At 40.1% G+C, this 26,240-nt stretch carries 22 protein-coding genes, 2 tRNA genes, 1 other RNA gene and 1 pseudogene; 20 read left to right on the forward strand and 6 right to left on the reverse strand.

Features of this window, described 5'->3' with window-relative positions; all coding sequences use genetic code 11:
• Positions 1-69 precede the first annotated feature (69 nt).
• The 7 genes and pseudogenes from QTA56_RS06840 to QTA56_RS06870 form a co-directional block, all read left to right on the forward strand.
• Positions 70-1,182, forward strand: coding sequence for a YqaJ viral recombinase family nuclease (locus QTA56_RS06840; protein ID WP_267980206.1), 1,113 nt, complete (start codon positions 70-72; stop codon positions 1,180-1,182).
• Positions 1,183-1,320: 138 nt separating this feature from the next.
• Positions 1,321-2,205 carry a recombination directionality factor gene (locus QTA56_RS06845; RefSeq protein WP_267980207.1) on the forward strand — a complete coding sequence of 295 codons (885 nt, stop codon included), beginning with the start codon at positions 1,321-1,323 and terminating at the stop codon, positions 2,203-2,205.
• 76 nt (positions 2,206-2,281) lie between these two features.
• On the forward strand, positions 2,282-2,512 hold the full coding sequence (locus tag QTA56_RS06850; RefSeq protein ID WP_267980208.1) for a helix-turn-helix transcriptional regulator: 231 nt from the start codon (positions 2,282-2,284) through the stop codon (positions 2,510-2,512).
• 466 nt (positions 2,513-2,978) lie between these two features.
• Positions 2,979-3,341, forward strand: a complete 363-nt coding sequence (locus tag QTA56_RS06855) for a DUF2513 domain-containing protein (protein ID WP_267980209.1) — start codon at positions 2,979-2,981, stop codon at positions 3,339-3,341.
• 183 nt (positions 3,342-3,524) lie between these two features.
• The gene (locus tag QTA56_RS06860) at positions 3,525-4,505 is read left to right on the forward strand and encodes an AAA family ATPase (protein WP_267980210.1); all 981 of its coding nucleotides are present in this window, start codon (positions 3,525-3,527) and stop codon (positions 4,503-4,505) included.
• Positions 4,506-4,508: 3 nt separating this feature from the next.
• Positions 4,509-6,977 (forward strand): S8 family peptidase, encoded by a 2,469-nt coding sequence (locus QTA56_RS06865; protein WP_267980211.1) that lies wholly within the window; start codon positions 4,509-4,511, stop codon positions 6,975-6,977.
• Positions 6,978-7,399: 422 nt separating this feature from the next.
• Positions 7,400-7,549: pseudogene (locus QTA56_RS06870) on the forward strand (IS256 family transposase); the annotation flags it as partial.
• 128 nt (positions 7,550-7,677) lie between these two features.
• Here the strand turns inward: QTA56_RS06870 and QTA56_RS06875 are convergent.
• Positions 7,678-8,901, reverse strand: a complete 1,224-nt coding sequence (locus QTA56_RS06875) for a tyrosine-type recombinase/integrase (RefSeq protein WP_267980212.1) — start codon at positions 8,899-8,901, stop codon at positions 7,678-7,680.
• Positions 8,902-9,217: 316 nt separating this feature from the next.
• On the opposite strand from QTA56_RS06875, the gene coaD reads away from it, so the two are divergent.
• The 5 genes from coaD to QTA56_RS06900 all read left to right on the forward strand — a co-directional run bounded on the left by coaD (position 9,218) and on the right by QTA56_RS06900 (position 10,825).
• Positions 9,218-9,709, forward strand: coding sequence for a pantetheine-phosphate adenylyltransferase (coaD, locus tag QTA56_RS06880; RefSeq protein ID WP_004676544.1), 492 nt, complete (start codon positions 9,218-9,220; stop codon positions 9,707-9,709).
• Positions 9,710-9,973 carry a YfhL family 4Fe-4S dicluster ferredoxin gene (locus QTA56_RS06885; protein ID WP_267980213.1) on the forward strand — a complete coding sequence of 88 codons (264 nt, stop codon included), beginning with the start codon at positions 9,710-9,712 and terminating at the stop codon, positions 9,971-9,973.
• Between the two features lie 26 nt (positions 9,974-9,999).
• An RNA gene (gene rnpB / locus QTA56_RS06890) (RNase P RNA component class A) lies at positions 10,000-10,355 on the forward strand.
• A 62-nt stretch (positions 10,356-10,417) separates the two neighbouring features.
• A tRNA-Met gene (locus QTA56_RS06895) sits at positions 10,418-10,494 on the forward strand.
• A 254-nt stretch (positions 10,495-10,748) separates the two neighbouring features.
• Positions 10,749-10,825, forward strand: a tRNA-Met gene (locus tag QTA56_RS06900).
• 106 nt (positions 10,826-10,931) lie between these two features.
• Here QTA56_RS06900 and QTA56_RS06905 read toward each other — a convergent pair.
• Together QTA56_RS06905 and QTA56_RS06910 are read right to left on the reverse strand one after the other, a co-directional pair.
• Positions 10,932-11,963: a hypothetical protein gene (locus QTA56_RS06905; RefSeq protein ID WP_267980214.1), complete on the reverse strand. Its 1,032-nt coding sequence runs from the start codon at positions 11,961-11,963 to the stop codon at positions 10,932-10,934.
• Entirely contained in the window at positions 11,956-13,581 is a 1,626-nt protein-coding gene (locus QTA56_RS06910; RefSeq protein ID WP_267980215.1) for an NAD+ synthase, read from the reverse strand. The genes QTA56_RS06905 and QTA56_RS06910 overlap by 8 nt, the downstream gene beginning before the upstream one ends.
• Before the next feature lie 1,267 nt (positions 13,582-14,848).
• Between QTA56_RS06910 and QTA56_RS06915 the strand changes: the two genes are divergently transcribed.
• Entirely contained in the window at positions 14,849-15,019 is a 171-nt protein-coding gene (locus QTA56_RS06915; protein WP_267980216.1) for a hypothetical protein, read from the forward strand.
• Between the two features lie 55 nt (positions 15,020-15,074).
• Here the strand turns inward: QTA56_RS06915 and QTA56_RS06920 are convergent, their stop codons facing one another.
• Positions 15,075-15,596: a hypothetical protein gene (locus tag QTA56_RS06920; RefSeq protein ID WP_267980217.1), complete on the reverse strand. Its 522-nt coding sequence runs from the start codon at positions 15,594-15,596 to the stop codon at positions 15,075-15,077.
• A gap of 203 nt (positions 15,597-15,799) precedes the next feature.
• Between QTA56_RS06920 and QTA56_RS06925 the strand changes: the two genes are divergently transcribed.
• Positions 15,800-17,014 carry a hypothetical protein gene (locus QTA56_RS06925; RefSeq protein ID WP_267980218.1) on the forward strand — a complete coding sequence of 405 codons (1,215 nt, stop codon included), beginning with the start codon at positions 15,800-15,802 and terminating at the stop codon, positions 17,012-17,014.
• Positions 17,015-17,037: 23 nt separating this feature from the next.
• Here the strand turns inward: QTA56_RS06925 and hemJ are convergent, their stop codons facing one another.
• Both hemJ and QTA56_RS06935 read right to left on the reverse strand, forming a co-directional pair.
• Positions 17,038-17,490: a protoporphyrinogen oxidase HemJ gene (gene hemJ, locus QTA56_RS06930; protein WP_267980219.1), complete on the reverse strand. Its 453-nt coding sequence runs from the start codon at positions 17,488-17,490 to the stop codon at positions 17,038-17,040.
• Positions 17,491-17,508: 18 nt separating this feature from the next.
• The gene (locus tag QTA56_RS06935; RefSeq protein WP_267980220.1) at positions 17,509-18,738 is read right to left on the reverse strand and encodes a beta-ketoacyl-ACP synthase II; all 1,230 of its coding nucleotides are present in this window, start codon (positions 18,736-18,738) and stop codon (positions 17,509-17,511) included.
• Between the two features lie 290 nt (positions 18,739-19,028).
• Between QTA56_RS06935 and QTA56_RS06940 the strand changes: the two genes are divergently transcribed.
• The 6 genes from QTA56_RS06940 to QTA56_RS06965 all read left to right on the forward strand — a co-directional run bounded on the left by QTA56_RS06940 (position 19,029) and on the right by QTA56_RS06965 (position 26,240).
• Entirely contained in the window at positions 19,029-20,378 is a 1,350-nt protein-coding gene (locus tag QTA56_RS06940) for an EcsC family protein (RefSeq protein ID WP_267980221.1), read from the forward strand.
• A 169-nt stretch (positions 20,379-20,547) separates the two neighbouring features.
• Positions 20,548-20,922, forward strand: a complete 375-nt coding sequence (gene rpsL, locus QTA56_RS06945) for a 30S ribosomal protein S12 (protein ID WP_004638184.1) — start codon at positions 20,548-20,550, stop codon at positions 20,920-20,922.
• Positions 20,923-21,082: 160 nt separating this feature from the next.
• Positions 21,083-21,553 carry a 30S ribosomal protein S7 gene (rpsG, locus tag QTA56_RS06950; RefSeq protein WP_004638185.1) on the forward strand — a complete coding sequence of 157 codons (471 nt, stop codon included), beginning with the start codon at positions 21,083-21,085 and terminating at the stop codon, positions 21,551-21,553.
• A 178-nt stretch (positions 21,554-21,731) separates the two neighbouring features.
• A complete protein-coding gene (gene fusA / locus QTA56_RS06955) occupies positions 21,732-23,870 on the forward strand; it encodes an elongation factor G (RefSeq protein WP_267980222.1) in 2,139 nt (712 codons plus the stop codon).
• A 93-nt stretch (positions 23,871-23,963) separates the two neighbouring features.
• The gene (gene tuf, locus QTA56_RS06960; RefSeq protein ID WP_267980223.1) at positions 23,964-25,154 is read left to right on the forward strand and encodes an elongation factor Tu; all 1,191 of its coding nucleotides are present in this window, start codon (positions 23,964-23,966) and stop codon (positions 25,152-25,154) included.
• A 204-nt stretch (positions 25,155-25,358) separates the two neighbouring features.
• Positions 25,359-26,240 carry a metal-dependent hydrolase gene (locus tag QTA56_RS06965; RefSeq protein WP_267980224.1) on the forward strand — a complete coding sequence of 294 codons (882 nt, stop codon included), beginning with the start codon at positions 25,359-25,361 and terminating at the stop codon, positions 26,238-26,240.

The raw sequence follows: 26,240 nt of genomic DNA on the forward strand, positions 1-26,240 counted from the left end.
CTAAAGCTGCATCTTCGGATGCAGCTTTTTTATGCCGCAAATTTCCATTTTACCCACTAGGACAGCCCAATGAATATCAATACCCAGATTCAAAAAACCCTAAACCATCCGCCACTACAACCGTATTTACCGAACCTAAACCAACTGAGTCAGCAGATTGAAGTTGGGACACGAAGCAAACGTCTACCCCGAAAAGCTAAAACACCCACAGCCAAACGTCTTGCCAGCACCAAGCAGATGAACTACCAACAATGGCTGGAAGTCCGAAAACAGGGCATCGGTAGCAGTGATGCAGCCACCGCCTGTGGACTCAATCCGTATATGTCGATGCTGGAACTGTGGATGATCAAAACAGGACGGATGCAACAAAACATCGAAGACGAAAGTGCAGGCTATGCACCACTTTACTGGGGTAAACAACTTGAACCCTTGGTGGCGGAATACTACAGCATGCATACCAACCATAAGGTGCGTCGAGTTAATGCAGTGCTGCAACATCCTGATGAAGACAAACACTTTATGCTTGCCAATTTGGACTATGCCGTGGTGGGCAATGAAGAAGTTCAGATATTGGAATGTAAGACGGTGGGTGAGTACGGTTCTAAGCTTTGGCGAGATGGTGTACCGCTTTATGTGTTGTGCCAAGTGCAGCACCAACTGGCAGTAACAGGCAAACAGGCAGCGCATATTTGTGCCTTGATCTGTGGGCATGAAACTAAAATCTTCAAAGTCACACGCAATGAAACCGTGATTCAACACCTGATTAATGCCGAACGTCACTTCTGGCAATGTGTGGAATCCGATATTCCGCCAAGTGTGGATGCTTCTGATTCAGCAGCTAAAGCCTTACAACAACTCTACCCTGAACAAGTACCCTTACTGGTGGAAGACTTGACCCAAAATGAACAAGCCAACTACCTATTTAATCAACTGTTAGAGGAGCGACACAAAGTTGAACAACATCAACAGTACTTTGATGAACTGAAACATCAATTACAAATGATGATGAAAGATGCGGAGCGGGCGGTGTTTACAGGTGGATCAGTGACGTGGAAGAAATCACAGGACTCCATCAGCCTAGACAGCAAATCTCTGCTTAAACAACACCCTGAATACCTACAGCAGTTTCCTCAAACCAAAGCAGGAACAAGGCGTTTTCAGATTTATCCCAATGGTGGATAAGGCAGCTACGCATATCCAGCATTTATTTCTCAAACAAACGTATCAGATCAACCAATCCCATACCCCAACAGGTATGGGATTTTTTATGCCTAAAAATTTATTTACCCAAATTTAGACATCTATATAGAGGACATTTCCATGATTAAAGGTTTAGCAATTACCCCACCTGTGTTGGGGCGTATCAGCATTGGCAAGATCGTTGAAAAGAACGGCAAGCGACTGCCTGAAAAGGATGACCAGTTCACCATTACCAGTCAAATCCAGACTAAGGATGGTTGGGTCAAACATCCACTGGATGAGCAGCTTCGTAGCAAAGCACAGAACGGCAAACTTCGTGCCATTCCAGTACGGATGATCTTTAATGATCCTGAACTGAATCTACGGGCAGAGTACAGTCTCTTTGACCGACAAACTGGGCGGCTAATCTGCTCAGGTAATGGAGAAACCTGTCAGCGTTTAGGACAGAACGGCATTGAACAGCATCCATGCCCATCACCTGATTTGTGTCCGTTGGCACAGGGGGGACTGTGCAAACCTTATGGCAGGCTGTATGTCAATCTGGATGAAGCAGATGAGTTTGGTACGTTTATTTTTAGAACCACTGGTTTTAACAGTATTCGGACACTGGCAGCACGGCTGAGTTATTACCATGCAGCATCGGGTAATTTATTGTCATGCTTACCATTGCAATTGACCCTGCGAGGGAAAAGCACCACACAAAGCTACCGTACCCCGATCTATTATGTGGACTTAACTTTACGGGATGCCATCAATTTACAGGAGGCAATTGTCTCAGCTAAACAGATCGATGAACAGAGCAAGGCGGCAGGATTCTATCAGGAGGCATTGGACTTTGTGGCACGGCAGGGCTATGGCAATGCCAGCTTTGAGGTAGGCGGTGATGAGGGCTTAGACATTGTTGAAGAGTTTTACTCGGATGAAGCAAGGCCAGAGCAGCATCAGCAAACGCATGTTCAGGATATCCAGAAAGGGTTGCAGCAGTCGGTGCAGGCTTTGAACTAGTAAAAATAATTTCTTACGGAATTGGCCTATTGTTTGAGCGAAATGCGCTCGCATCATTGATCAGGAGAAAAACATCATGAATGCGTTCAAAGGTCAGACTTTCCAAATGAATCAACTTATTAGTATCAAAAAAGTTGTTGGGTTCATAGGTGTATGTCATTCAACAATATATGAAATGATGGATGAAAACTCACCTTACTATGATCCAACCTTTCCAAAGAAAGTTACGATCTCGAAAAAACGTATTGGTTGGTCAGTTTGGGAGATTCATCAATGGATTGAAACTAAGTTAGCTAGTCGTGAATAGGGGAGCTTTTGCTCCCTATTTTTTCAATTGAGCTATTTTTTTTGATAAAAATATACATTAGTGTTCAATCATAGAAACGGAAAAATATAGTTATACAATTCTACGTCTCTTACAATCATTGTGCATGTATGAATAGCAGGATTTTATCAACATACGTTAAATGATTATCACGATAGGCCTCAGGAAATGCCAGCTTTGTGAAAGTTGTATAAGAGTATTTGGATATTGTTGAGAAGTTCTATGAGGCAAATAGAGTAAGATTAACAAGCTCATAATCTGAAGCATGTTCATGATATTAAAAAGACTTGCAGCAGCCAGTTCAATCAAATTGAGAGTATTGAATATTTTGAGCAAATTTATAAGTATGATTAAAGCGACATCAAATGTCGCTAATTCATGATAAGGAAGATATTATTTTAAAATTTAGTGGTATTGTTGAGTAATAAATCATAGGAATTTAAAAATTATGAAAAGAGATTGGGATGTAATTCGTAATTTGCTTATAGATGTAGAAGCTTTAACTCATTCAGATAGTTATAATCTTGATTCTAATGGGCTTGATGATCCACATGAAATAATAAAATTAGAAATGGCAGACTTGTTACTTGCTAAAGGTTTTTTTACGGGTGGGCGAGATGTATATCTTGATGGCGAATTAGCTTTATTCAACTTAAAGCTTACTTGGGATGGGCATGAGTTATTAGATACGCTTAGGGATGAGAATGTTTGGAATAGGATTAAACAAATTTCTAAAGAGAAAGGAGTTGATATAACTTTTGAGTCAATTAAAGTTATGCTAGGCTTGGCTTTGACTAATTTGTTGACCTAGGGCAGTATTTTAACACATAAAAATCAAACATAATTTATGTTGGGAATGTATGCTTGTTTGGATAAATTATCTTAAACAACAATAGTTTAAATATAGTGTATTCTTTAGGGATCAGAAAAATAGTAGAATAAATACATAAAATAGTTCGCAAAATTTTGCATATACCAATTGGAGGAAATAAGCATGGCTATCTCAGCTTCGCAAGTGCTTGCATTAGTCGAAAGTCATGCAGAAAATGATGATCATCGTTTTTACACCACAGTTTTGCAAATGGCTGCAAAGGAAGCAAGAGCAGGACATAATAAAATAGCTCAGGATTTATCTGATAAAGTAAAGAAGTATCAATTCAAGAAAAAAGTTCATACAAATCGCTATGAGCAGGGGGCATCTACAGATAAAGACTTACAAGGTCTTATTGAATTATATTTACCTCATCATCGTATGAGTGAACTCTTTCTCAATAATCAAACTAAGACTAGGTTGAATTTGATCGTCAAAGAGCATAGACAAAAAGATAATTTAAAAAAATATGAACTGTCGCCTAGGAAAAAATTATTGTTTGTTGGGCCACCTGGTACAGGGAAAACATTATCTGCATCGGTTTTAGCTTCCGAGTTGAGATTGCCTTTATATAAAATTGTATTGGAGTCTGTGATTTCAAAATATATGGGAGATACGGCTACACATCTTAAGACTATTTTTAGCTTTATTAATAATAATCAAGGTGTTTACCTATTCGATGAGTTTGATGCCATTGGTTCTAATAGAACTGCAAAAAATGATGTAGGTGAAAGTCGTAGAATATTAAACTCATTTTTAATCTTACTAGAACAACTTCAATCTGAAAGTATAGTTATTGCCGCTACCAACCATCCACAACTTTTAGATAGTGCACTAAATAGACGATTTGATGATATAATATCTTTTGAATTACCAACTTTTGATGAAGTGAAAAGTTATTTAGAAAATAGAATCTCAATATTTCCAGATACTCAACTTGACTGGAAAAAAATAACAGATTTTACTTCGGATTTAAGTTTGGGGGACATTGAAAAAGCATTTGATGACGGCGCTAAAGATGCAATTTTTAATAATCAGGGAATCATTACCACTGAATATATTTGTAATTCATTAAGGCGGCGTAAAGAAAATAAAATGGAATAATTAATGAGCTTAGATCATATTTATTTGGAATATTTTACTACAAATCAATCATATAAGACAAAAAATAGAGGAGGTGGAGGACGAGGGACTCGTATTCGAAATCACACCACCCATGGTAGATTTCTTTTGGAAAGTATAAGTGTAGCTTTCCAAAATTTCAGTGAAGCACAACGTAATTCTGCTTTGAGACCAATAATAAACCAAGATAATGGAATTTATTTAGAAATATTTGGAGTTAAGGATTCTCCATTTCCAATTGAGTCTTTAGATAATACTCAAATTCACTTCAGAAATATTCGAGAATCTGAAAATGATGAAAATCTAATGGCAACAGTTTTTATTCCAATGGAAAAAAGACAAAAATTTTTAAGCAAAATTCAAAAATATATTGAAACAGCAGATGATGAAAAGCCTAAGAACTATAATTTAATAAACTCAATTGATCATATACGCTTAGCTAGTTTAAAATCATTTTGGACAGATAAGAGAGATTTTCCAAATAATATTGTTGAACCTATGTGGTTTGAATTATGGCTTGAGAGTGATCGAGTCGATGATGAAACAATAGCTAGTTTCTGTAGGGCGACTAATGCAGAATTTAAAGGTCAGAAAATTGATTTACCAAATACCAGTATTATTTTAGTAAAAGTATCTATTCAAAGTTTAGAGAAGTCACTTTTCTTAATTTCAAACTTATTAGAGGTAAAGTACCCGACAACTACAGTAGGTAACTTTCTAGATTTAGAAACTACTGAACATGATGATTGGATTGATGATTTGGAGTCTCGAGTATCTGGTTCAAATTCACATGATATTAGAATCACAATCCTTGATACTGGGATTAATTTCAATCATAAGCTATTACGTCCTTTTATTTCTGAAAGAAATAGTTCTTCATATGGTGATAATATTGTAGGTCAGTGGCCATTATATTCTACTTTAGGCAATCATCATCATCATGGTTCATTACAAGCTGGTCTAGCTATATATGGAAATTTGGTGAGTTGTTTAGAAAGTACGGATCTTATAACTATTAATTATTCATTAGAATCTGGAAGAATATTGCCAGAACGTGGTAGTAATGATCCATTACTATATGGGTATGTAACTAAGAGTGTATGTTTAGATTTAGAGATTAGGCAGCCTCATGCAAAAAGAATTTACAGTCTAGCAGTCACCGCAGAGCCCTCAGAAGGTAAACCTTCTTCCTGGTCTGCTTCGATTGATAATTTTACATATGAAGATTCCAAAAGATTATTTGTAATTTCTGCTGGGAATAACCCCGAAATTTCCTCAAGTTTAGATGCATGGGATAATGCAAATTTAAGTAAAATACAAGATCCCGCTCAAGCATGGAATGCTATTACTGTTGGGGCATACACTGAACATTATACTTTAAGAAATGCTACTTATGCAGGTTGGAGGCTGTTTAGTGATATTGGTGAAGTCAGTCCAGCAACTTCTAGTTCAGTACGATGGATTTGGGGGAAAAATAGTCCAATTAAACCAGAGGTAGTATTTGAGGGGGGAAATTATGCTATCTCACCTTGTGGGACGGATTTTGATTATCCTGAAGATCTTTTATTATTAACGACTTCTGGAGCTAAAAATGATCTGACTGTACATAAAGATACAAGTGCTGCTACAGCGTTAGCAAGTAAATTTCTTGCAGAAGTGACACAAAAATATTCAAATTATTGGCCTGAAACGTTGAGAGGATTATTAATCCATTCAGCGGAATGGAATGATAAAATGAAGGATTATGCTGATAGAACTAGTGTTATGGTAGCTTTGCGAACATTTGGTTATGGCATTCCTTATTTACAAAAAGCGTTAAATAGCCAAAATAATTCAGCAACTATAATTGTAGAGCGCGAAATTAATATACTTAAAGTCGAGAATGATGGAGAAATTAGATTTGATGAGTTACATCATCACAAAGTACCTATACCAAAAGAGTTGATCCTGAGTACCGTAGCAGACAATCCAGACTCAATAGGACGCCTGAAAGTCACACTCTCTTATTTCATTGAACCTAATCCGACGAGTAATAAATATGCTACTAAGTATGCCTACAGATCATTTGGTTTAGGATTTAATGTGAAGAGTCCTTCACAAAGCGAAGAAAATTTTTTAGCAACTATCAATAGTTTAGCTGTCGATGAAAATTATACAGGTTCACAGAACTCTTATGATGGGTGGTTATTTAAAGATGATTTCCGCAGACTTGGTTCAGTTCATTCTGATTCATGGGAAGGGACTATTGCAGATCTTGTTTCCATGGATACTATTGTAGTTTTTCCAATTTATGGATGGTGGAAGAACTCTAGGTTTGCACGAGAAGATTATAAGGTGAGATATAGTTTAATAATAAGTGTAGAAGCTGATTCTGATATTGATATATATAATGGTATACAAAATCTTATCGCTGTAGAACAACAATTATCAACTTTAGTTTCAGTCGAAGCATAAGTGATTTAATGATACAGAGAAAAATCTCTGTATCATTACTTGAAAAAATAAATGTGATTAAACTTTATATAATTTTTTCGACAAATTATGAGTTTTTAAATCTTCATTACCTTTTTATTTTCTAAGCTGTTTTTTACAAATATTTTAAATTTTAATCCAAAATTTCATTGGATGAATTTTATTTTTTCTATCCTTAATGTTGTTGTGTGAAATTTAACCTATATAGAAATATTCCAAAAGAAGAGGGATGAAATGGGGTAAATTTGACGTATTTTTTTAAATGTAATTAATATAAAACTGTAGTGGTCAATAAAAATTAGACAGGGTTTAAGAGGTTTGATTAAAAAAAGCCTTGTTTTGCAGAACAAGGTGCAACCTAGCGATTATGTAAATCCAGTTAAAGATAAATATAGCCTGTAGGGCTTTTTTCAGCCGATGATTCCGTGAAAAAGTTGGTATATTTGGCGATTATGGCAGCAAGTAAAAAATGGACGATGCTCATTCAGAATTGGAAATCTGCCATGAACCGTTTTAGTATCATGTTTGAACAGCGTGTGACTAAGTATTTTTAAATCTGCTTTTATACAGAATTATTTACACCCTCTATTTTTAAAACCGCATTTATACAGAATTATTTATAATATCCAGTCAGCCAATACACTAACTTGTACTAACTCGATACACATTTATATATTTTCATTTATTTTACTTCAGTCTTCCAACTATCAACAATATCAGCCCAGTCTTGCATCATTTTCCGTCTTTGTTTTAGATGTTTAGAATGATCATAAGAGGCTTTAGTTTTATTGGATTCAGCATGTGCTAATTGTTTCTCTATCCACGCTTCCTCATAATCCTTTTCATATAGTAAGGTTGATGCTGTGGCTCTAAAATCATGAGTAGTTACATCTTTAAGACCGATATACTCCAGCATGCTATTTAAAGTTGATGGTGAAAGCATCCCGCTACTCTTTTTGCTAAAAATAGCAGGGAACACCAGAATGCTATCACCTGATATTTCATGCTGCTGTCGTAAAACTTTATATGCTTGATCTGAAATTGGTAGTACATGGATTCTAGCTTTCTTCATCACTTCAATTGGAAATGTAATTAATTTTGATTCAAAGTCTACCCATGACCATTGCATCTTCCTGATTTCTACAGCGCGCAGCATTGTGTATAGGAGAATAAAGCCTGCATTCTTCACAGTTTGTGTGCCATTGTATTTAGGTAGACTTGTTCTTGCTTTATATCGCTCTTCTTTCGTTAATGCTCTTGCATGATTGACACGAGGACGTTTAATTACATCACGTACTGCATAAGTAGGATCATTCTCAGCACGAAGCGTTGCTATAGCATATCGAATAACACCACCAACAAATCTTCTGTTCTCAAGTGCCGCAGAAGCACCAGTAAATCTTCCATTTGATTCTTTTACAACACGATCTACAGTGTTATCAAGTATTTTAAGCACATCGGCTGCTGTTACCTCGTTTACATTCTTCTTCCCAATCACAGGTGAAATATCTTTTTCTAAAGCAATATCAAACTTCCCTTGATAGGTTTCAGACTTTGAACACATTCGTTTCAGCTTAAATTCAGCAGCAATTGTATCAAAGGTATTGGTTGTTTCAGCTAATGCTTGGGCTTTAATATTTTTACGATCTTCAACAGGGTGTATGCCTTTTGCTAGCTTTGCTCTCATTTGGTCTTTTAAAGAGCGAGCCTCAGCTAAACTAATAGAAGGGTATTCACCCAAGCTCATTGATGATTCTTTGCCCTGAAAAACAAATTTAAATCGCCATACCTTAGCACCAGTTGGTCTAATCTCTATATATAGCCGATCAGAATCTAGGAGTCTATATAATTTATCCTTTGGTTTCAGACTCTTAATTTTGACATCAGAAAGTTTTGTAGTAGCCATTACGAGTACTTTGAATAAAATGTTACCCGTATTATTACCCGTTTTTACATGGAATTGAAAGACACTAAAAAGAACTAATAAGAATAGTATTTGTTTTGTTTCAATTACTTATGTTTTTTAAAAGAACTGTAAGGAATTATAAAAAACATTAACCATTATTATTTTTTACGACTGTTGCTTTAACCATAATTCAAACTTCCACAATTAGGAACATTGTGCCGTAAAACGCAATCTTTTTCCATCGTTTAGGAATTTCGCGTTTAGCCCGAACATTTGTTAAAATACACACCTTATCTCATTCACTAGAGTACAACGCATGTCTAAAACACGTGTGATTTATCCAGGGACTTTCGATCCAATTACCAATGGGCATGTTGATTTGGTTGCAAGGGCATCAAAAATGTTTGATGAAGTTGTGGTTGCCATTGCAATTGGACATCATAAAAATCCAGTGTTTAGTTTAGAAGAACGTGTTGAGCTCGCAAAAGCATCGCTGAGCCATTTGAATAATGTTGAGTTTGTGGGTTTTGATGGCTTGTTGGTCAATTTCTTCCGTGAGCAGCGTGCAACAGCGGTACTCCGTGGTTTAAGAGCAATTTCAGATTTTGAATATGAGTTCCAGTTGGCCAATATGAACCGTCAGCTCGATCCACATTTTGAATCAGTATTTTTAACACCATCAGAGCAATTCTCATTTATTTCATCGACGCTGGTGAGAGAGATTGCCCGCTTAAAAGGTGATGTGAACAAGTTTGTGCCTGCCGTTGTGGTTGAGGCATTTGAACGAAAACATCAACAAGGTTGGTAAATGTCCTTATATATTACAGATGAATGCATTAACTGTGATGTCTGTGAACCTGTATGTCCGAATGAAGCCATTTATATGGGTGAACTGATTTATGAGATTAACCCTGCACTGTGTACAGAGTGCGTAGGCCATCATGACCAACCACAGTGCCAGTTGTTTTGCCCAGTCGATTGTATTCCCCTTGACCCTCAGCATGTTGAATCCCATGATGAGCTTATGGATAAATATAAAAAGCTGACTGCACAAAAAAATGCGAGCAATTAATTGCTAACTTTGATAAGATGCGCCACGAAGTGGGCTGGACGGTCGCTGCTGTGGAGGTCTCCGTGACTGAAGCAGGGGAGGAAAGTCCGGGCTTCATAGGGCAAGGTGCCAGGTAACGCCTGGGCGGTGAAAGCCGACGGAAAGTGCAGCAGAGAGTAGACCGCCTCATTCGTGAGGTAAGGGTGAAAGGGTGCGGTAAGAGCGCACCGCGTGTCTGGTAACAGTTCACGGCATGGTAAACCCCACCGGAAGCAAGACCAAATAGGAATCCTGAGGTATGGCCCGTACTGGATTCGGGTAGGTCGCTTGAGCGTATGAGTGATTGTACGCCTAGAGGAATGATCGTCCTCGACAGAACCCGGCTTATAGGCCCACTTCCAAGATTTTTTGAAAAATGTGCTTGACGTATGTAGTGAAAGTTAAGATAATGCGCCCACAGTTTTCGGCTATGTAGCTCAGTTGGTTAGAGCACCGCACTCATAATGCGGGGGTCACAGGTTCAAGTCCCGTCATAGCCACCATTTTATAGACCACGCTCCTGCGTGGTCTCTTTTTATCTGCTGTTTTTAAAAAATATTTTGTGCTGTTCAGAATCTGAAAATTTCTACCGTATGAATGAGATTTTTTTCCCTAAATTTTTAAAGCTGCTTAAATGTTTGTTGAAATTTGATCAGTTGAAAATTAAAAGAATAAAAACTGCGCATATGTTTCGTATTTTCAAAACCATAGACTTGACCAGCTATACGGAACACTAGATAATGCGCTCACAGTTTATGGCTATGTAGCTCAGTTGGTTAGAGCACCGCACTCATAATGCGGGGGTCACAGGTTCAAGTCCCGTCATAGCCACCATTTTAAAAAACCACGCTCCTGCGTGGTTTCTTTTTATCTATATGATATCTACCTGTTATTGTCGTTTTAAACCAAAACAGCGTTGTTCTGGTTATGCACACACAGGCTATAAATGTTTTTCGATGGCTGCCAAGGTCTGGGGGCTTTCGTAGAACGGTTTTAAAATTAATGTGATAATTGGCTCTAATACACCATGCTCGTCTAAAGCGGCTACAACTTTTGGATAAAAACGTACGGCCTCATTGAGTAAATCTGTCTCTTCCAGACCAATTGCTGCAAAAACATCTTCCAGACTTTCATCTTTATAGAAATCATAAAAGACTTTTACACCGTACAGGATCAGGTCTTGTATGAAAGAGGACTGGCGTAATTCTTTCCAATATTCATAGATCATGACAAAGAATTCTTCCACATCCAATGGAGTCACCTGTTTGGTGTATTCTGATAGAGGTTTGGCCTTGTTGTCATCCCAGACATTGCGGGCAAGACTTTCCAGGTCATCATTAGACAATAGGCTTAAATCAGCCAGTTGCTCCTGAATAAATTTGGCAATACTTTCTTCTAGTTTCTGCTCAATTCGTTGTTGCTGACGGTATGAAAAGCTTTTTAGTTTTTGCTGCCATTCATATTTGCTTTCAGACATTCTGTCTTCATCAGCCTGTGAAAACAGTTTTGGCAACTTATTCTGCAAGGTTGTGGTGGCAATGTACTGGCACAGCTGCTGAATAGACGGGCTTTCTTTTAGGAAATGGTTGAGATAGTGGCGGATATTTTCCAGTTCCAGAAATTTGGAAAGCCATATCTCAAACTGCTGATCTGAAAATAAGTCCTGTAACTCTGCTGAAGACTGTAAAGAAAAAACATGCAGTCGTTGAGCAATTTCACCAATAAATTCCAGTAAACCTGCACCAAGCTGCATTTCAAAGGCATAACGCTTAACGACAGCCTGAATTTGCTCTAGTTCAACAACTTCCTTGAGTTGAATGTCTGGCGCACGTTGTATAAAAAGCTGGATAAACTGTTGAAAAAACTCAGCAGAAAGCTGAGTAGTGAGTTGATTTTTATAAAATGCCACTTGCTCAAGCAAAAGTGCTTGAGCAAGGTGTTGTGACTTTTCAGAAACAATGTGTTCAGTCATTCGCAGTCCATCCATTGACGATAGGGTAACGGCGTTCACGACTGAACGCACGTGAGCTGATACGTGGTCCAATTGCACCTTGGCGACGCTTGTATTCGTTACGGTCAACCAGACGAATGACTTTCTCAACCATTTCAGCTTCATAGCCTTTGGCAATGATGTCTGCCTGGCTCAGGTCTTCCTCAATGTAGGCATACAGGATCGCATCCAGTACATCATAGGCTGGCAATGAGTCCTGATCTTTCTGGTCTGGGCGTAACTCTGCTGATGGTGGACGTGCAATCACACGTTCAGGGATGACAGGCGTTTCATTCAAAGTATTGCGATATTTCGCCAACTCAAACACGATGGTTTTATAGACATCCTTGAGTACAGAGAAACCACCCACCATATCACCATACAATGTGCAGTAACCTACTGAAATTTCTGACTTGTTACCTGTGGAAAGGACAAGGTTGCCAAACTTATTCGATAAGCCCATCAACAGAGTACCGCGGGTACGTGCCTGCAAATTTTCTTCAGTTGCATCGGCAGGGCTATTGCCAAAGAATGGATAAAGGGTTTGCATGAAACTGTTTACAATTGGATGGATTTCAGCAATGCCAAAGGTCACACCCATACGGCGTGCCTGTTCAGTCGCATCTTCCACACTCATTTGAGAGGTATAGGTATAAGGCATCATCACGGCCTGTACCTTATCTGCACCAATCGCATCCACTGCAATTGCGAGGGTGAGTGCAGAGTCAATACCACCCGATAAGCCCAGAATCACCCCAGGGAAGCCTGAACGCTGCACATAGTCACGGGTTGCCATGACCAATGCCTGATAAATTTCAGCAAAAGTGTCAAGTGTAGGCGTGGTTTCTGCGGTTTTAAACAGCTTTTGTTTTGCATCATATTCAGCGAAATAAACAGATTCCTGAAAACTTGGAGCCTGTAAGGCAAGCTGCCCATTATGATTGCTTACAAAACTTGACCCATCAAAAATCAGGTCATCTTGTCCACCAACCTGATTCACGTAAACAATATTCAGGCTAAGCTGTTTTGCCAGCTCATTCAGGGTTTGTACACGGTGCTGAGGTTTACCGACTTCATATGGTGAAGCATTTAAGATCAGTACAGTTTCAACATTAAGCTGGCTTAACTGCTTAACGGTATTGAGTGACCACACATCTTCACAGATCAAGACACCAAACTTATGCCCTAGATATTCAAAAACCAGGTGTTGGTGACCTCCCTGAAAATAACGTTTCTCATCAAACACACCGTAATTTGGCAAGTTATGTTTATTGTAAACACCTAAAACCTGACCGTCTTTCATTACAGCGGCGGAGTTGTAGCGATGTCCATCCTCAGTCTGGTGCACAAAACCGAACACCATCACAATATCTTTGACTTCGCTTAACTGGGCAAACGCCTTTTGGGTTCGTTTTTGTAGGTTCGGACGAAGTATAAGGTCTTCAGCAGGGTAGCCCAGTGTGGAAAGCTCTGGGAAGATGATCAAGTCAGCCTGTTGTTGTTTCGCTGAATTTGCCTGTTCAACCATCTTTTGAGTATTTGCATCAATATTGCCAATATGCGGAGAGAACTGAGCAAGGGCAACTTTAAAATTTTTCATTCAAACCTAATCCTGAGTTTTAACAAATTATGATATACAAGCTTTTGATTTATATAGGTATAGTTTTAAAAACATTGCTATATCATGGCGCCAAACATTCTATATCTTAAAGAAAAATGACAAGTTTACTAATATATACTAAATGCACATTTTTCTGCGTAAAAATAACAAGTTTTTCTGTATAAAACGGCAACATTTCTCAATGTTTGCGTAGGGTCTGTTGACATTTCACAGATGCTTGCGACAGTGGACATTTTTTAGACGGTACAAGGCATGTTTTGCGAAACTTAGTAACTCTAAGTAAGCAAGACATAACGCTGGAGCGGCAAAAAATGTCCCTGTCCAGCAGGGTTATGGCTAAAACTTCCCTAAACTGCGTTATGAAACTTGACAAGGGGATGCCATTGCCTGCGTTTCATGCCTTGTTTATGTCGTTTTAGCCGATAACGCAAGGCATGGCTGAAATATCAACAGACCCTAAATGGTGCATGATTGTGAAGAAATTTCATATAGTCATATAAAGTTTTTTTTCAACCCATCTTTACAGATAGAAATGACATGCGAATTACAAGAAAAAGAAGTGCTGATTTACCCAATAAAACAATAAAAAAACTGGGTAAATAAAAAGAAAATGGTTTTTAAAGAAATTTATTAAATTTTTTAATTTAATTAATTCAATTGGTTGTGGTTTTATGTTTGTTTTTTATACCGTTCGTCGGGAATATCTTTGCGACGCTTGAGTGTACAAATGTGCACTGCTATTATCTTAATCAATGTGAACACTTGTACACTTTAATTTAAATCAAGCATGAAAGCATCATGCAGAAAAGAGGTAACAGATATGTCAGTTTTATTATTTCCTGTAGTTGCATTTGGTTTGGCTGTGGTAGTTGGTCGTATTGGTACAGTGATGTTCCAAGAACAAGATAAACAGGCTTAATTGTTAAGCTAACTTTGTATTCATTTTAGTGAGGTGAGTAGCATGTCAGTTTTATTATTTCCAGTTGTTGCGTTCGGGTTGGCAGTGGTTGTAGGTCGCATTGGTACAGTGATGTTCCAGGAACAGGATCAACAGGCTTAATTGTTAAGCAAATTTTGTATTCATTTTAATGAGGTAAGTATCATGTCAGTTTTATTATTTCCAGTTGTTGCGTTTGGGTTGGCAGTGGTTGTAGGTCGCATTGGTACAGTGATGTTTCAGGAACAGGATCAATAGGTTTAAAGCGAACCAGTTAAAACTAAACTTTCAAACAAGAGAGGTAAAAATATGGTGATTTCAACAATTTTATTTCCTGTGATTGCTTTTGGATTGGCAATCGGTGTGGGGCGTATAGGTACGATTATTATGGATGATATGCGCAAAGATATGGATTTTACGACTGACCTGGACACCCGTCATGAACTCGATGCTGAAACTCGCAAAGGCTCTATTGCCTAAAGTAGATTACGGTCTAATAACCTAAAAAGCCCTGTAGATAAAATTACAGGGCTTTTTATTTTGTAATAATATTTGGAATTTTCCTGAAAAAAATATCTCGCGCAATATCGCCTTGTTGCTCAATATTGTAATCCTCGAAAGCTTTACCCTGAATAAATTGATAACGGTAAGGATTGTATCTTTTAAAACTTAGATAATAGCCCAGTTGTAGGATTGCGCCTTTCAGAATGACATTGGTCTGTTGCTGGTATTGTAAAATATGTGTCAGCTCGTGAATAAAAATACCCTGTAACGCCATTGAACACTTTGAATAGTCTGGACTGAAAGAGGGTTGACGTGCGAATAAATTGCCATTGGGTGCGATAAAAATATTGGCGGGCTGCCAAGGTAAATAAGGGGTATTAAAAATTCTTACCTGATCATAGTTGATGAGATTGCCAAAAACTTGCTGTGCAAGCTCCACTTCACCCTGCGTGAGTCCACGATATTCAAATTCATTTATTTTCAATGCCACAAAAAGATAGCCAATAAGCCCTAACTTTATTTGTTGGCAGGCTGAGCTGAAAGATTGCCACATCATCAGGTCCTACTTTATATATTGATAAATATATTATTGAAGAATATGAGGCTTGAAAATAAGCATACCTGATTAAGCCAACTTGATTTAATCAAGATGCAGGATATTATGCATTGAGAAAAATTATCATTATTATTTATGAGGGTAGCTTGAAAAAATTAAAGTGGTTTGGGGGAGTTGGTTTTTTATTATTGGTTGTTTTTATGCTGTGGTTACGTCATGACGAGCCACTTAGTCAGGAGACACAACAATTACTTAGCCTGCAAGAGGGCTATAAACCTGAATTAAAAACACATCCTTACTTTTTGATGCTGGGATTTGATGCAAAACAGAATGTTGATCCAATGGTGTTAGGGCGACTGCGTTATCACCAAGATTGGGCGAACTACTTTCAACACAAACAGAATCTTTCTGGGCAGCCATCCGCTTTGGAGCTGAAACTGACCTCGTCAGGTACATCTGCTGAAACCAAACAATTGCTCAGTGACTTTAAGCGCCAGTATCAAACAGAGCAAAGTTTTGATATGCAATGGATTGCACAACATAAAATACAAATCCAGCAAGCCGTTCAGCGAGACCACGGATGGATTGAACGTTATCAAACTTTATTACAGCAATCTCCTCAATCGGAATTGTTGCAGCCACCTGATGCGGTGTGGGCAAATTATGGATTGCTTATGAATGTGCATTACTTATATTTAATGAATGTATTAACTTCCAACCAGCCTGTGCAACAACTGCAACAATATATTGAGCATTTAACCCAAAGTATGTCGCGTAGCAATCATCTTGTTGGTCAAATGGTATTGTTCGAAAAGATCAATACAAGCATTCAGCTTTTGCATGATTTAAATCGAAAAGAACATCATCACTTGAGTCTAGAAGGATTGTCTCTGCAACAGCTTTCCATGCGTAAAACGCTGGCAATGGAAGCCAACATAATGGTGTTGGTCAATCCATTTAATGTGACACACTCATCTGAAAGTGGTGAGGGAATGGCATTTTGGCAAAAGCTGGCTTTACCTTTTGTCTATCTTCCTCATATGACCACAAACCAATATGTGCGGGATTTACAGCAAGTGATCGTTTTGTCAGAAATGAACTATGCTGATTTTAAAAAAGATATTAATCATTTAGCTGCAAAAAAACATGATCATATCGTGGTTAAAAATTTTGTAGGGAACATTCTGATGCAGATTGGAGGGCCGAGTATGCAAAAATATTTAATTAAAATGAGACAGCTAGACCATACAATTTTGCTTTTTAATGTGTTGAATAGCCAGCAAACCTGGAATGTTCAGAGCTTAAATCAGAATAAGGAGGGTTATGAATTTTATCAAACAGATACAAGGCTTTGTATCAAAAGTCCTTATCTTGAAAAGACAGTATGGAATGAAGATCGTTGTATGAGTTTATAGCGGTATAAAAGAAAAAACCTCAGTTAGAACTGAGGTTTCACGACTACAAGGATGACCACTGCAAATAAGATCAGTGTAGGCATTTCATTAAAGAACCGCCAAAACTTATGTGATTTGTAATGGGGATTGCCAATCAGCTTTTTACGGTAGTAACCACAGACAAAGTGGTAAATCACCAGTAAACCCACCAAACCGACTTTAAGATAAAACCATAGGGCTTCATGGTAGTGTCGGGTGGCATCCCCCCAATCCACAAGGAAATGGGCGGTGATGAGTGTGGCAATCATGGATGGCCACATAATGCCACGGTACAATTTACGTTCCATGACCTCAAAGCGTTGATGACTGACCGTATCTTCACTCATGGCATGATAAACATAAAGACGAGGCAGATAGAACAACGCAGCGAACCAACAAACCACAGCGATAATATGTAATGCTTTTACCCACAAGAAAGCATCAGAAGGTGCATCCATCGATCATCCTAGGTGGGATTATGCATCCCACTTCTTGAAAATGAGGCAGGCGTTTACACCGCCAAAGCCAAAACTGTTACTCATGACAGTATTCAGTTTTGCATCACGTTTTTCAAGTACAATATCGAAACCCTGTGCGCCCTCATCCAGTTCTGTAACGTTGATATTTGGTGCAATAAAGTCATTTTGCATCATCAGTACAGAATAAATCGCCTCATGGACACCAGCGGCACCCAAGCTATGACCTGTCATGGATTTGGTTGAACTGACAGGAGGGACATTTCCCTCACCAAAGGCACGGCCAATGGCATGAAGTTCAACAATATCACCCGCAGGTGTTGAGGTGCCATGCGTATTGATATAATCAATTTTATCTACACCATGCTGTTTTGCCTCATCCAGAGCCATTTGAATACAACGTGTCGCTCCTTCACCTGTTAAAGCCACCATATCATGCCCGTCACTGTTGGCTGCATAACCAACAACTTCCGCTAAAATCTTGGCACCGCGGGCCTGGGCATGTTCCAGCGATTCAAGTACGACAAAACCACCGCCACCCGCAATCACAAAACCATCACGGTCTTTTGAATAAGGACGTGAAGCTGTTTCAGGGTTGTCATTATATTTAGAGCACAATGCGCCCATTGCATCAAATAACAGGCTTTGAGACCAGTGATCTTCTTCACCACCACCTGCCAGCATCAGGTCCTGTTTGCCAAGCTGAATCAGGTTGTAGGCATAGCCAATCGCATCCGCAGATGTCGCACATGCACTGGTAATTGAGTGGGCGATCCCCTGAAGTTTTAATGACACACCAACGTTTGCAGTAATGGTGTTGCTCATATTGCGGGGAACATAAAAAGGACCGATTTTACGTGCGCCTTTTTCCTCTAAAAGTTTCACCATTTCAGCAACAGAGGCGGTTGAATTACCGCCACTGCCACCTGCAATACCATAACGTGGGTTATTGGCCAGGTCTTCCTGTTTGAGGCCTGCATTTTCTACCGCCGCAATCGCCGCATTGTAGGCATACATGGCACAGACACCCATAAAACGTTTAATTTTACGGTCAATGCCATCAAAATCCTGAACAGCTGCCGCGCTGACATGGCTCTTGAAATTAAGTTCAGCATAAGTTGGGTTAAAACGTGTCCCAGAGATTCCATTTTTTAAAGAATGAGTGACCTCTTCCAAAGAGTTACCGATGCATGAGTTAATGCCCATACCAGTGATTACAACACGTTTCATTTACAGATCCCTTTTATGGTAATGCTAAGCCATGTGCGATGATCGTTATTCATAAATCAGGAGAATATAACGATTAAAACGGCTTATAAGTGAATGACACCATGATAGCAGAAAGTTTTTTTATTTCTTATGGCAAATTTTATGCCTATTTCCAGTTGTGTAAATATTGGTAAATATCAGTCATGTTGTGACGAAACGTAATGAAAGTACACACATAAAAGTTGAGATAAATAGATATTCAACCTAGTATCTACCTAGAAATGCACACAATTACAGAGCAGAGGTACTTGATGACAAAATCCCAAAATAAGCAATCTTCAGGTTTATTGGCACAGGCCTTTGGAGTGGCTAAAAAGCTCAGTTCAGAATTACAAAAACGTCAGGTTGCCCCAACGACTTCCGCAGCGGAACTCGCCCATTCATCCAATGTGGTTGAGGGTAGTGCACGCTTCAAAAGTCCATTTGATGTGGAGAAGTATGAAACGCCACAACAGATGCTGCGCCAACAGTTGCCTAAGCTGTCAAATCAACTGTTGGGTCGTCATTACACACGGGTTAATAATGTGGCTTCGTTTATATCGCCAGACCTGGGTGAAAAAGTCTCCGACTACCTGTTTCAGTGGCTAAATGAGTTTAGTTCAAACACCTCACTAACAGAGAAAATTCTTGAGGAGGCGGGAGTGAAAGACATTGCTGAACTCACCAAGGATACAGGTCGTTCCCAACGTCTGAGTCAGGCCTTGATTGAACAGAACAAGCTTTTGGCCGCGGCGCAGGGTTTGATTACGGGTGCAACAGGAGTATGGGGTGCCGCAATAGACATTCCTGCCTCTATCGTTCTGGCATTGAGAACCGTCTATCAAACTGGTCGTTCTCATGGCTTTGACCTCACTGAGGATGCAGATCAGGAAATAGTCGCATTTATTTTCAAGGAAATTGATTTGAGCCTTGTGGCGGAAAAGCAAACCTTGCTACTTGCATTGAAAGCATTGAAATCCATGCTGGAAACCCATGACCTGCAACAGTTCCAGCAATTATTGGGTTCAAACAATGATATTGAAATGATCAGGAAATGGCTGGTTGATGATGAGGGACAGTTTAAGTGGGGATGGCTCAACCATATCCCCCAGGCCTCTGTGATTGGCAAGCTGACTCCTGTGGCGGGTGCGGCATTGGGTGGCTTTTATAGCTGGAAACTGCTTGAGGATGTGGGGCATAAGTCTCAGTCAGTATTTGGTGCCGCACGTTTCTATTTAAATGAGCACCCAAATGAAAATATTTCCCCCTTGGCGGCTTATTACAAGGCCGAAGCCTTGCTTCGCAAGGCAAGTCCAAAGCTGTTAAATGCGGCTGAAACTGAATCACATAAACCGTTCACAGCAGAAGCAACTAAAAATGATGTGATTACCCATGTTGAGGTGCAGGCAAAAGAAAATGCTGCCGATCAGCAAAACGTGGAGGAAAAGGTGGAAACTGGTATCCAGCAACTGGCAAGCCAATATGTTGAAGAGCATGAACATGCTGAACAACAACCTGCCTTGACTGCACAGCAGGATGAAATAGTGACAGAAGATGAACCTGAAATTGTGGCTGAACAAAAACCAATTGAGATGGAACCAGCTTCAACAAAACACAGCTAATTTGTTTCATGATGTATTCATACATCAGAACGCAACAAAAACACTAGGAATGGTCAGCATTGCTCTATTGTGCAATGTTGACCATTTTTACTTCTTGGCTTACAATTGTGTGCCCTTAAAAAGAGGTGTTTTTCTTTTTGAGGTTGTTTAATAACGGGAGAATTGCCAAATGGCAACAACAAATCAGTTGATCCGTAAGGGTCGTACAACTTTGATTGAAAAATCAAAAGTTCCTGCGTTGAAGGCTTGTCCACAACGTCGTGGTGTATGTACACGTGTATATACGACTACTCCTAAAAAACCTAACTCTGCAATGCGTAAGGTTTGCCGTGTTCGCTTAACTTCTGGTTTTGAAGTGTCTAGCTACATCGGTGGTGAAGGTCATAACCTACAAGAGCACAGTGTTGTTCTTATCCGTGGTGGTCGTGTTAAAGACTTACCAGGTGTACGTTACCATACCGTTCGTGGTTCTTTGGACTGTGCTGGCGTTAAAGATCGTAACCAGTCACGTTCTAAATACGGTGCGAAACGTCCTAAGAAGTAATTCTAGGAAAATAGCCCAAGCAACCCTTTAGCGTTTCGCTTGTTTGAATTCTTCATAGATTTGTAATTCAGGCGACGTATAGTAAGGCCAGCGTCATGTACACGACACTTAGTACAACTGCTGGATCATCCTGAAGTGTCATAATATTAGGTGTATTAAAATGCCAAGACGTCGCGTAGTCGCTGCTCGTGAGATCCTTCCAGATCCGAAATTTAGCAGCCAAACAATCGCTAAATTCATGAACCACGTTATGCAGGATGGTAAAAAATCTGTTGCTGAAGGTATCGTTTACGGTGCTTTGGAACGTGTTCAGGAAAAAAACAAAGTAGACCCAGTTGAATTTTTCGAGACTACTCTTGAGAAAGTTCGTCCTATGGTTGAAGTAAAGGCACGCCGTGTTGGTGGTGCTACTTATCAAGTACCTATGGAAGTGCGCCCATCCCGTCGTACTGCCTTGGCTATGCGTTGGTTAGTAGATGCTGCTGCTAAGCGTTCTGAAAAAACGATGGCTTTACGTCTTGCTGGTGAGTTGCTAGATGCAGCTGAAGGTAAAGGTGCTGCGATCAAAAAACGTGAAGACGTGCATCGTATGGCTGAAGCCAACAAAGCCTTCTCTCACTACCGTTTCTAAGCGGATAAAACAGTCCCTAATCAGGAGAATATTCATGCGTACTGCGGCTCGGTTCAACATCTCTCTTTATCAAAGTGGGAGCTTTGCGGGTATTTAGGTTGCCTGCATGGATATTCGTGCGCATCAATTTAATTGATGCGTCCTGTTTTAAAGATAACATTTAGGAATGTAAGACATCATGGCTCGCCAAACTCCAATTACTCGTTACCGTAACATCGGTATCTCTGCGCATATTGACGCAGGTAAAACAACTACAACTGAACGTATCCTGTTCTACACAGGTGTATCTCACAAAATCGGTGAAGTACATGATGGTGCAGCAACAATGGACTGGATGGAGCAAGAGCAGGAGCGTGGTATTACAATTACCTCTGCTGCGACAACTTGTTTCTGGTCTGGTATGGGCAACCAGTTTGAGCAACACCGTATCAACGTGATTGATACCCCAGGACACGTTGACTTCACAATCGAAGTTGAACGTTCTATGCGTGTACTTGACGGTGCGTGCATGGTGTACTGTGCGGTAGGTGGTGTACAACCTCAGTCTGAAACTGTATGGCGTCAGGCAAACAAATATAAAGTGCCTCGTTTGGCATTCGTGAACAAGATGGACCGTACAGGTGCCAACTTCTTCCGTGCCGTTGAACAGGTAAAAACACGTTTGGGCGGTAACCCTGTGCCAATCGTTGTGCCAATCGGTGCTGAAGATACATTCGCAGGTGTTGTTGACCTGATCGAAATGAAAGCGATTATCTGGGATGAAGCATCTCAGGGTATGAAGTTCGAATACGGCGATATTCCAGCTGATCTCGTTGATACTTCTAACGAATGGCGTACCAAGATGGTTGAGGCTGCTGCTGAAGCTTCTGAAGAGTTAATGGACAAGTACCTTGAAGAGGGTGATCTTTCTAAAGAAGACATCATCGCTGGTCTTCGTGCTCGTACATTGGCGTCTGAAATCCAGGTTATGCTTTGTGGTTCAGCGTTCAAGAACAAGGGTGTTCAACGTATGTTGGATGCTGTAATTCAATTCCTGCCTTCTCCAACAGAAGTTAAGGCAATTGAAGGTATTCTTGACGACAAAGACGAAACTAAAGCGTCTCGTGAAGCATCTGACGAAGCTCCGTTCTCTGCACTTGCGTTCAAGATCATGAACGACAAGTTCGTAGGTAACCTGACTTTCGTACGTGTTTATTCTGGTGTACTTAAACAAGGTGACCCAGTTTATAACCCAGTGAAGTCTAAGCGTGAACGTATTGGCCGTATCGTGCAAATGCACGCGAACGAGCGTCAAGACCTTGAAGAAATTCGTGCAGGTGATATCGCAGCGTGTGTAGGTCTTAAAGACGTAACCACGGGTGATACACTGTGTGATGAGAAAAATGTCATTACACTTGAGCGTATGGAATTCCCAGAGCCAGTAATTTCATTGGCCGTTGAACCAAAAACTAAAGCTGACCAAGAAAAAATGTCAATTGCTTTAGGTCGTTTGGCGAAAGAAGATCCATCATTCCGCGTTCGTACAGATGAAGAGTCTGGCCAAACGATCATCGCTGGTATGGGTGAGCTTCACCTTGACATCATCGTTGACCGTATGAAGCGTGAATTTGGTGTTGAAGCGAACATTGGTAAACCAATGGTTGCTTACCGCGAAACAATCAAAAAGACTGTTGAGCAAGAAGGTAAGTTTGTTCGTCAAACAGGTGGTAAAGGTAAATTCGGTCATGTATATGTTCGTTTAGAGCCTATGGATGTTGAAGAAGCTGGTAAAGAATACCAATTCGCTGAAGAAGTTGTAGGTGGTACTGTACCTAAAGAATTCTTCGGTGCGGTTGACAAAGGTATTCAGGAACGCATGAAGAATGGTGTCTTGGCTGGTTATCCTGTTGTGGGTATTAAGGCGACATTGTTTGATGGTTCTTACCATGATGTCGACTCTGATGAATTGTCGTTCAAAATGGCAGGTTCTTATGCATTCCGTGATGGTTTCATGAAAGCAGACCCTGTTCTTCTTGAGCCAATCATGAAAGTTGAAGTGGAAACTCCAGAAGACTACATGGGCGATATCATGGGTGACTTAAACCGTCGTCGTGGTATGGTTCAAGGTATGGACGATCTTCCTGGTGGAACGAAAGCGATTAAGGCAGAAGTTCCTCTTGCTGAGATGTTTGGTTACGCAACTCAAATGCGTTCTATGTCTCAAGGTCGTGCGACTTACTCTATGGAATTCTCTAAATACGCTGAAACTCCACGTAACGTGGCTGAAGGCATCATCGCTAAGTTCCAGGCTGGCGGTAAAAAAGGTGACGACGAGTAATCTTTCGATTACTATATTACCCAACTAAAATTTAGTTAAAAAACCAAGTGCTCATGGGTGACCCTCATGAGCAGTTTATAAAGGAAGATCATCATGGCTAAAGCCAAGTTTGAACGTAATAAACCACACGTAAACGTGGGTACAATTGGTCACGTTGACCATGGTAAAACAACTTTAACTGCTGCGATTGCAACAATCTGTGCAAAAACTTACGGCGGTGAAGCGAAAGACTACTCGCAAATTGACTCGGCTCCTGAAGAAAAGGCACGTGGTATTACCATTAATACCTCTCACGTGGAATACGATTCTCCAATCCGTCACTACGCTCACGTAGACTGCCCAGGCCACGCCGACTATGTTAAAAACATGATCACTGGTGCTGCACAGATGGACGGCGCGATCCTCGTATGTGCTGCGACTGATGGTCCAATGCCACAAACTCGTGAACACATCCTGCTTTCTCGTCAGGTAGGTGTACCTTACATCATCGTGTTCCTGAACAAGTGTGACCTTGTTGATGATGAAGAGTTACTTGAGTTGGTTGAAATGGAAGTTCGTGAACTTCTTTCTACCTACGACTTCCCAGGTGATGACACGCCAATCATCCGTGGTTCAGCGCTTCAGGCGTTAAACGGTAACGACGGTCCTTACGGCGAGTCTTCTGTTCTTGCACTTGTGGAAGCGCTTGACTCTTACATCCCAGAACCAGAGCGTGCAATCGACAAGCCATTCCTGATGCCAATCGAAGACGTGTTCTCGATTTCTGGCCGTGGTACAGTGGTAACAGGTCGTGTGGAAGCAGGTATCATCAAAGTAGGTGAAACTGTTGAGATTGTTGGTATCCGTGATACAGTTGCAACGACTGTAACTGGCGTTGAAATGTTCCGTAAACTTCTTGACGAAGGCCGTGCGGGCGAGAACTGTGGTATCCTTCTTCGTGGTACCAAGCGTGAAGACGTACAACGTGGTCAGGTACTTGCTAAGCCAGGTACAATCAAGCCACACACTAAATTCGATGCGGAAGTATATGTACTTTCTAAAGAAGAAGGTGGTCGTCACACTCCATTCCTTAACGGTTACCGTCCACAGTTCTACTTCCGTACAACTGACGTAACTGGCGCGATCAAACTACAGGATGGCGTTGAAATGGTTATGCCTGGTGACAACGTAGAAATGTCAGTAGAGTTGATCCACCCAATCGCAATGGACCCAGGTCTACGTTTTGCGATCCGTGAAGGTGGCCGTACTGTAGGTGCTGGTGTTGTTGCGAAAGTAACTGCATAAGCCTCTAAGGTAATAAAAAAACACTCCTCTGGAGTGTTTTTTTATGTCTATTGTTAGACAAAGCTTTTGAAATAGTGTCCTAAAGTGATACCTACCTGTCCTAAACTGCACTTAATTGATACAAATAAAAACGTAATATAAAACTCAAGAAAATGAACAAAATGACTCAGTGAAGCATAGCTTCATTTAAAAGGAGTAGGCAGCATGAATGCTAAGGTAAATATTTCAAATCGTGCAGGCGCAAGTTTCCCAGTACGTCGTATGAATTTTGATTTTGATCAGGTTCCAGAGTACTGGATGAATGGCTCAGCTGGTTTAACCCATTTCATGACAGCACTTTCTGCATTGTTTCCAGATGGTGAGAAATTATTTATTGATTCAGTCCGTGCTGTACGTTATCACCCAGCCATCAAGGACAATGAAGCACTACAAAAAGAAATCAGTGCCTTTATTGGTCAAGAGGCAATGCATACTCAGGAACATGTTGGTTTTAATGCCTCTGCCCAAAAATATGGACATGATGTATCAGCTTTAGAGCGTATCACAGGCAGTTATATCCAGTTTGCACGTAAGAATTTTGCTAAGGTGGTTAAGCCATTTGGCATGACTCAGGAAATGGTTGACTTAACTGCAACAACTGCGCTTGAGCACTTTACAGCCACTATTGCCTCTGAATTATTGCGTAATCCCCATATTCAGGAACTAATGACTGATGACACCATGAAATATATGTGGTTATGGCACGCGATTGAAGAAAATGAGCATAAAGCTGTTGCCTACGATGTGTATGAAGAGATTTTTGGTCGTGGTGTGAAAGCCTATGCGCTACGCAATACAGCCCTAGTTGTGGCGATGGTGTTGATCTTCGCATTGCAGTCTTATTTTGTTCTACGTTTATTGAATCGTGACAATAAGCTTAATCTAAAAGAATTGGGCATGATCTATAAATATGGTTATAGCCCATCAAAAGGCATTATTGCGGGTATGGCGGGGGAAATGTTGGCTTACTTCAAACCACGTTTCCACCCAAATGACTTAGATACAGTGCAGTTGCTTAAAGACTGGAAAGCAAAACTTGGTTTGTAA

The organism is Acinetobacter thutiue (assembly GCF_030385805.1).
GTDB lineage: Bacteria > Pseudomonadota > Gammaproteobacteria > Pseudomonadales > Moraxellaceae > Acinetobacter > Acinetobacter corruptisaponis.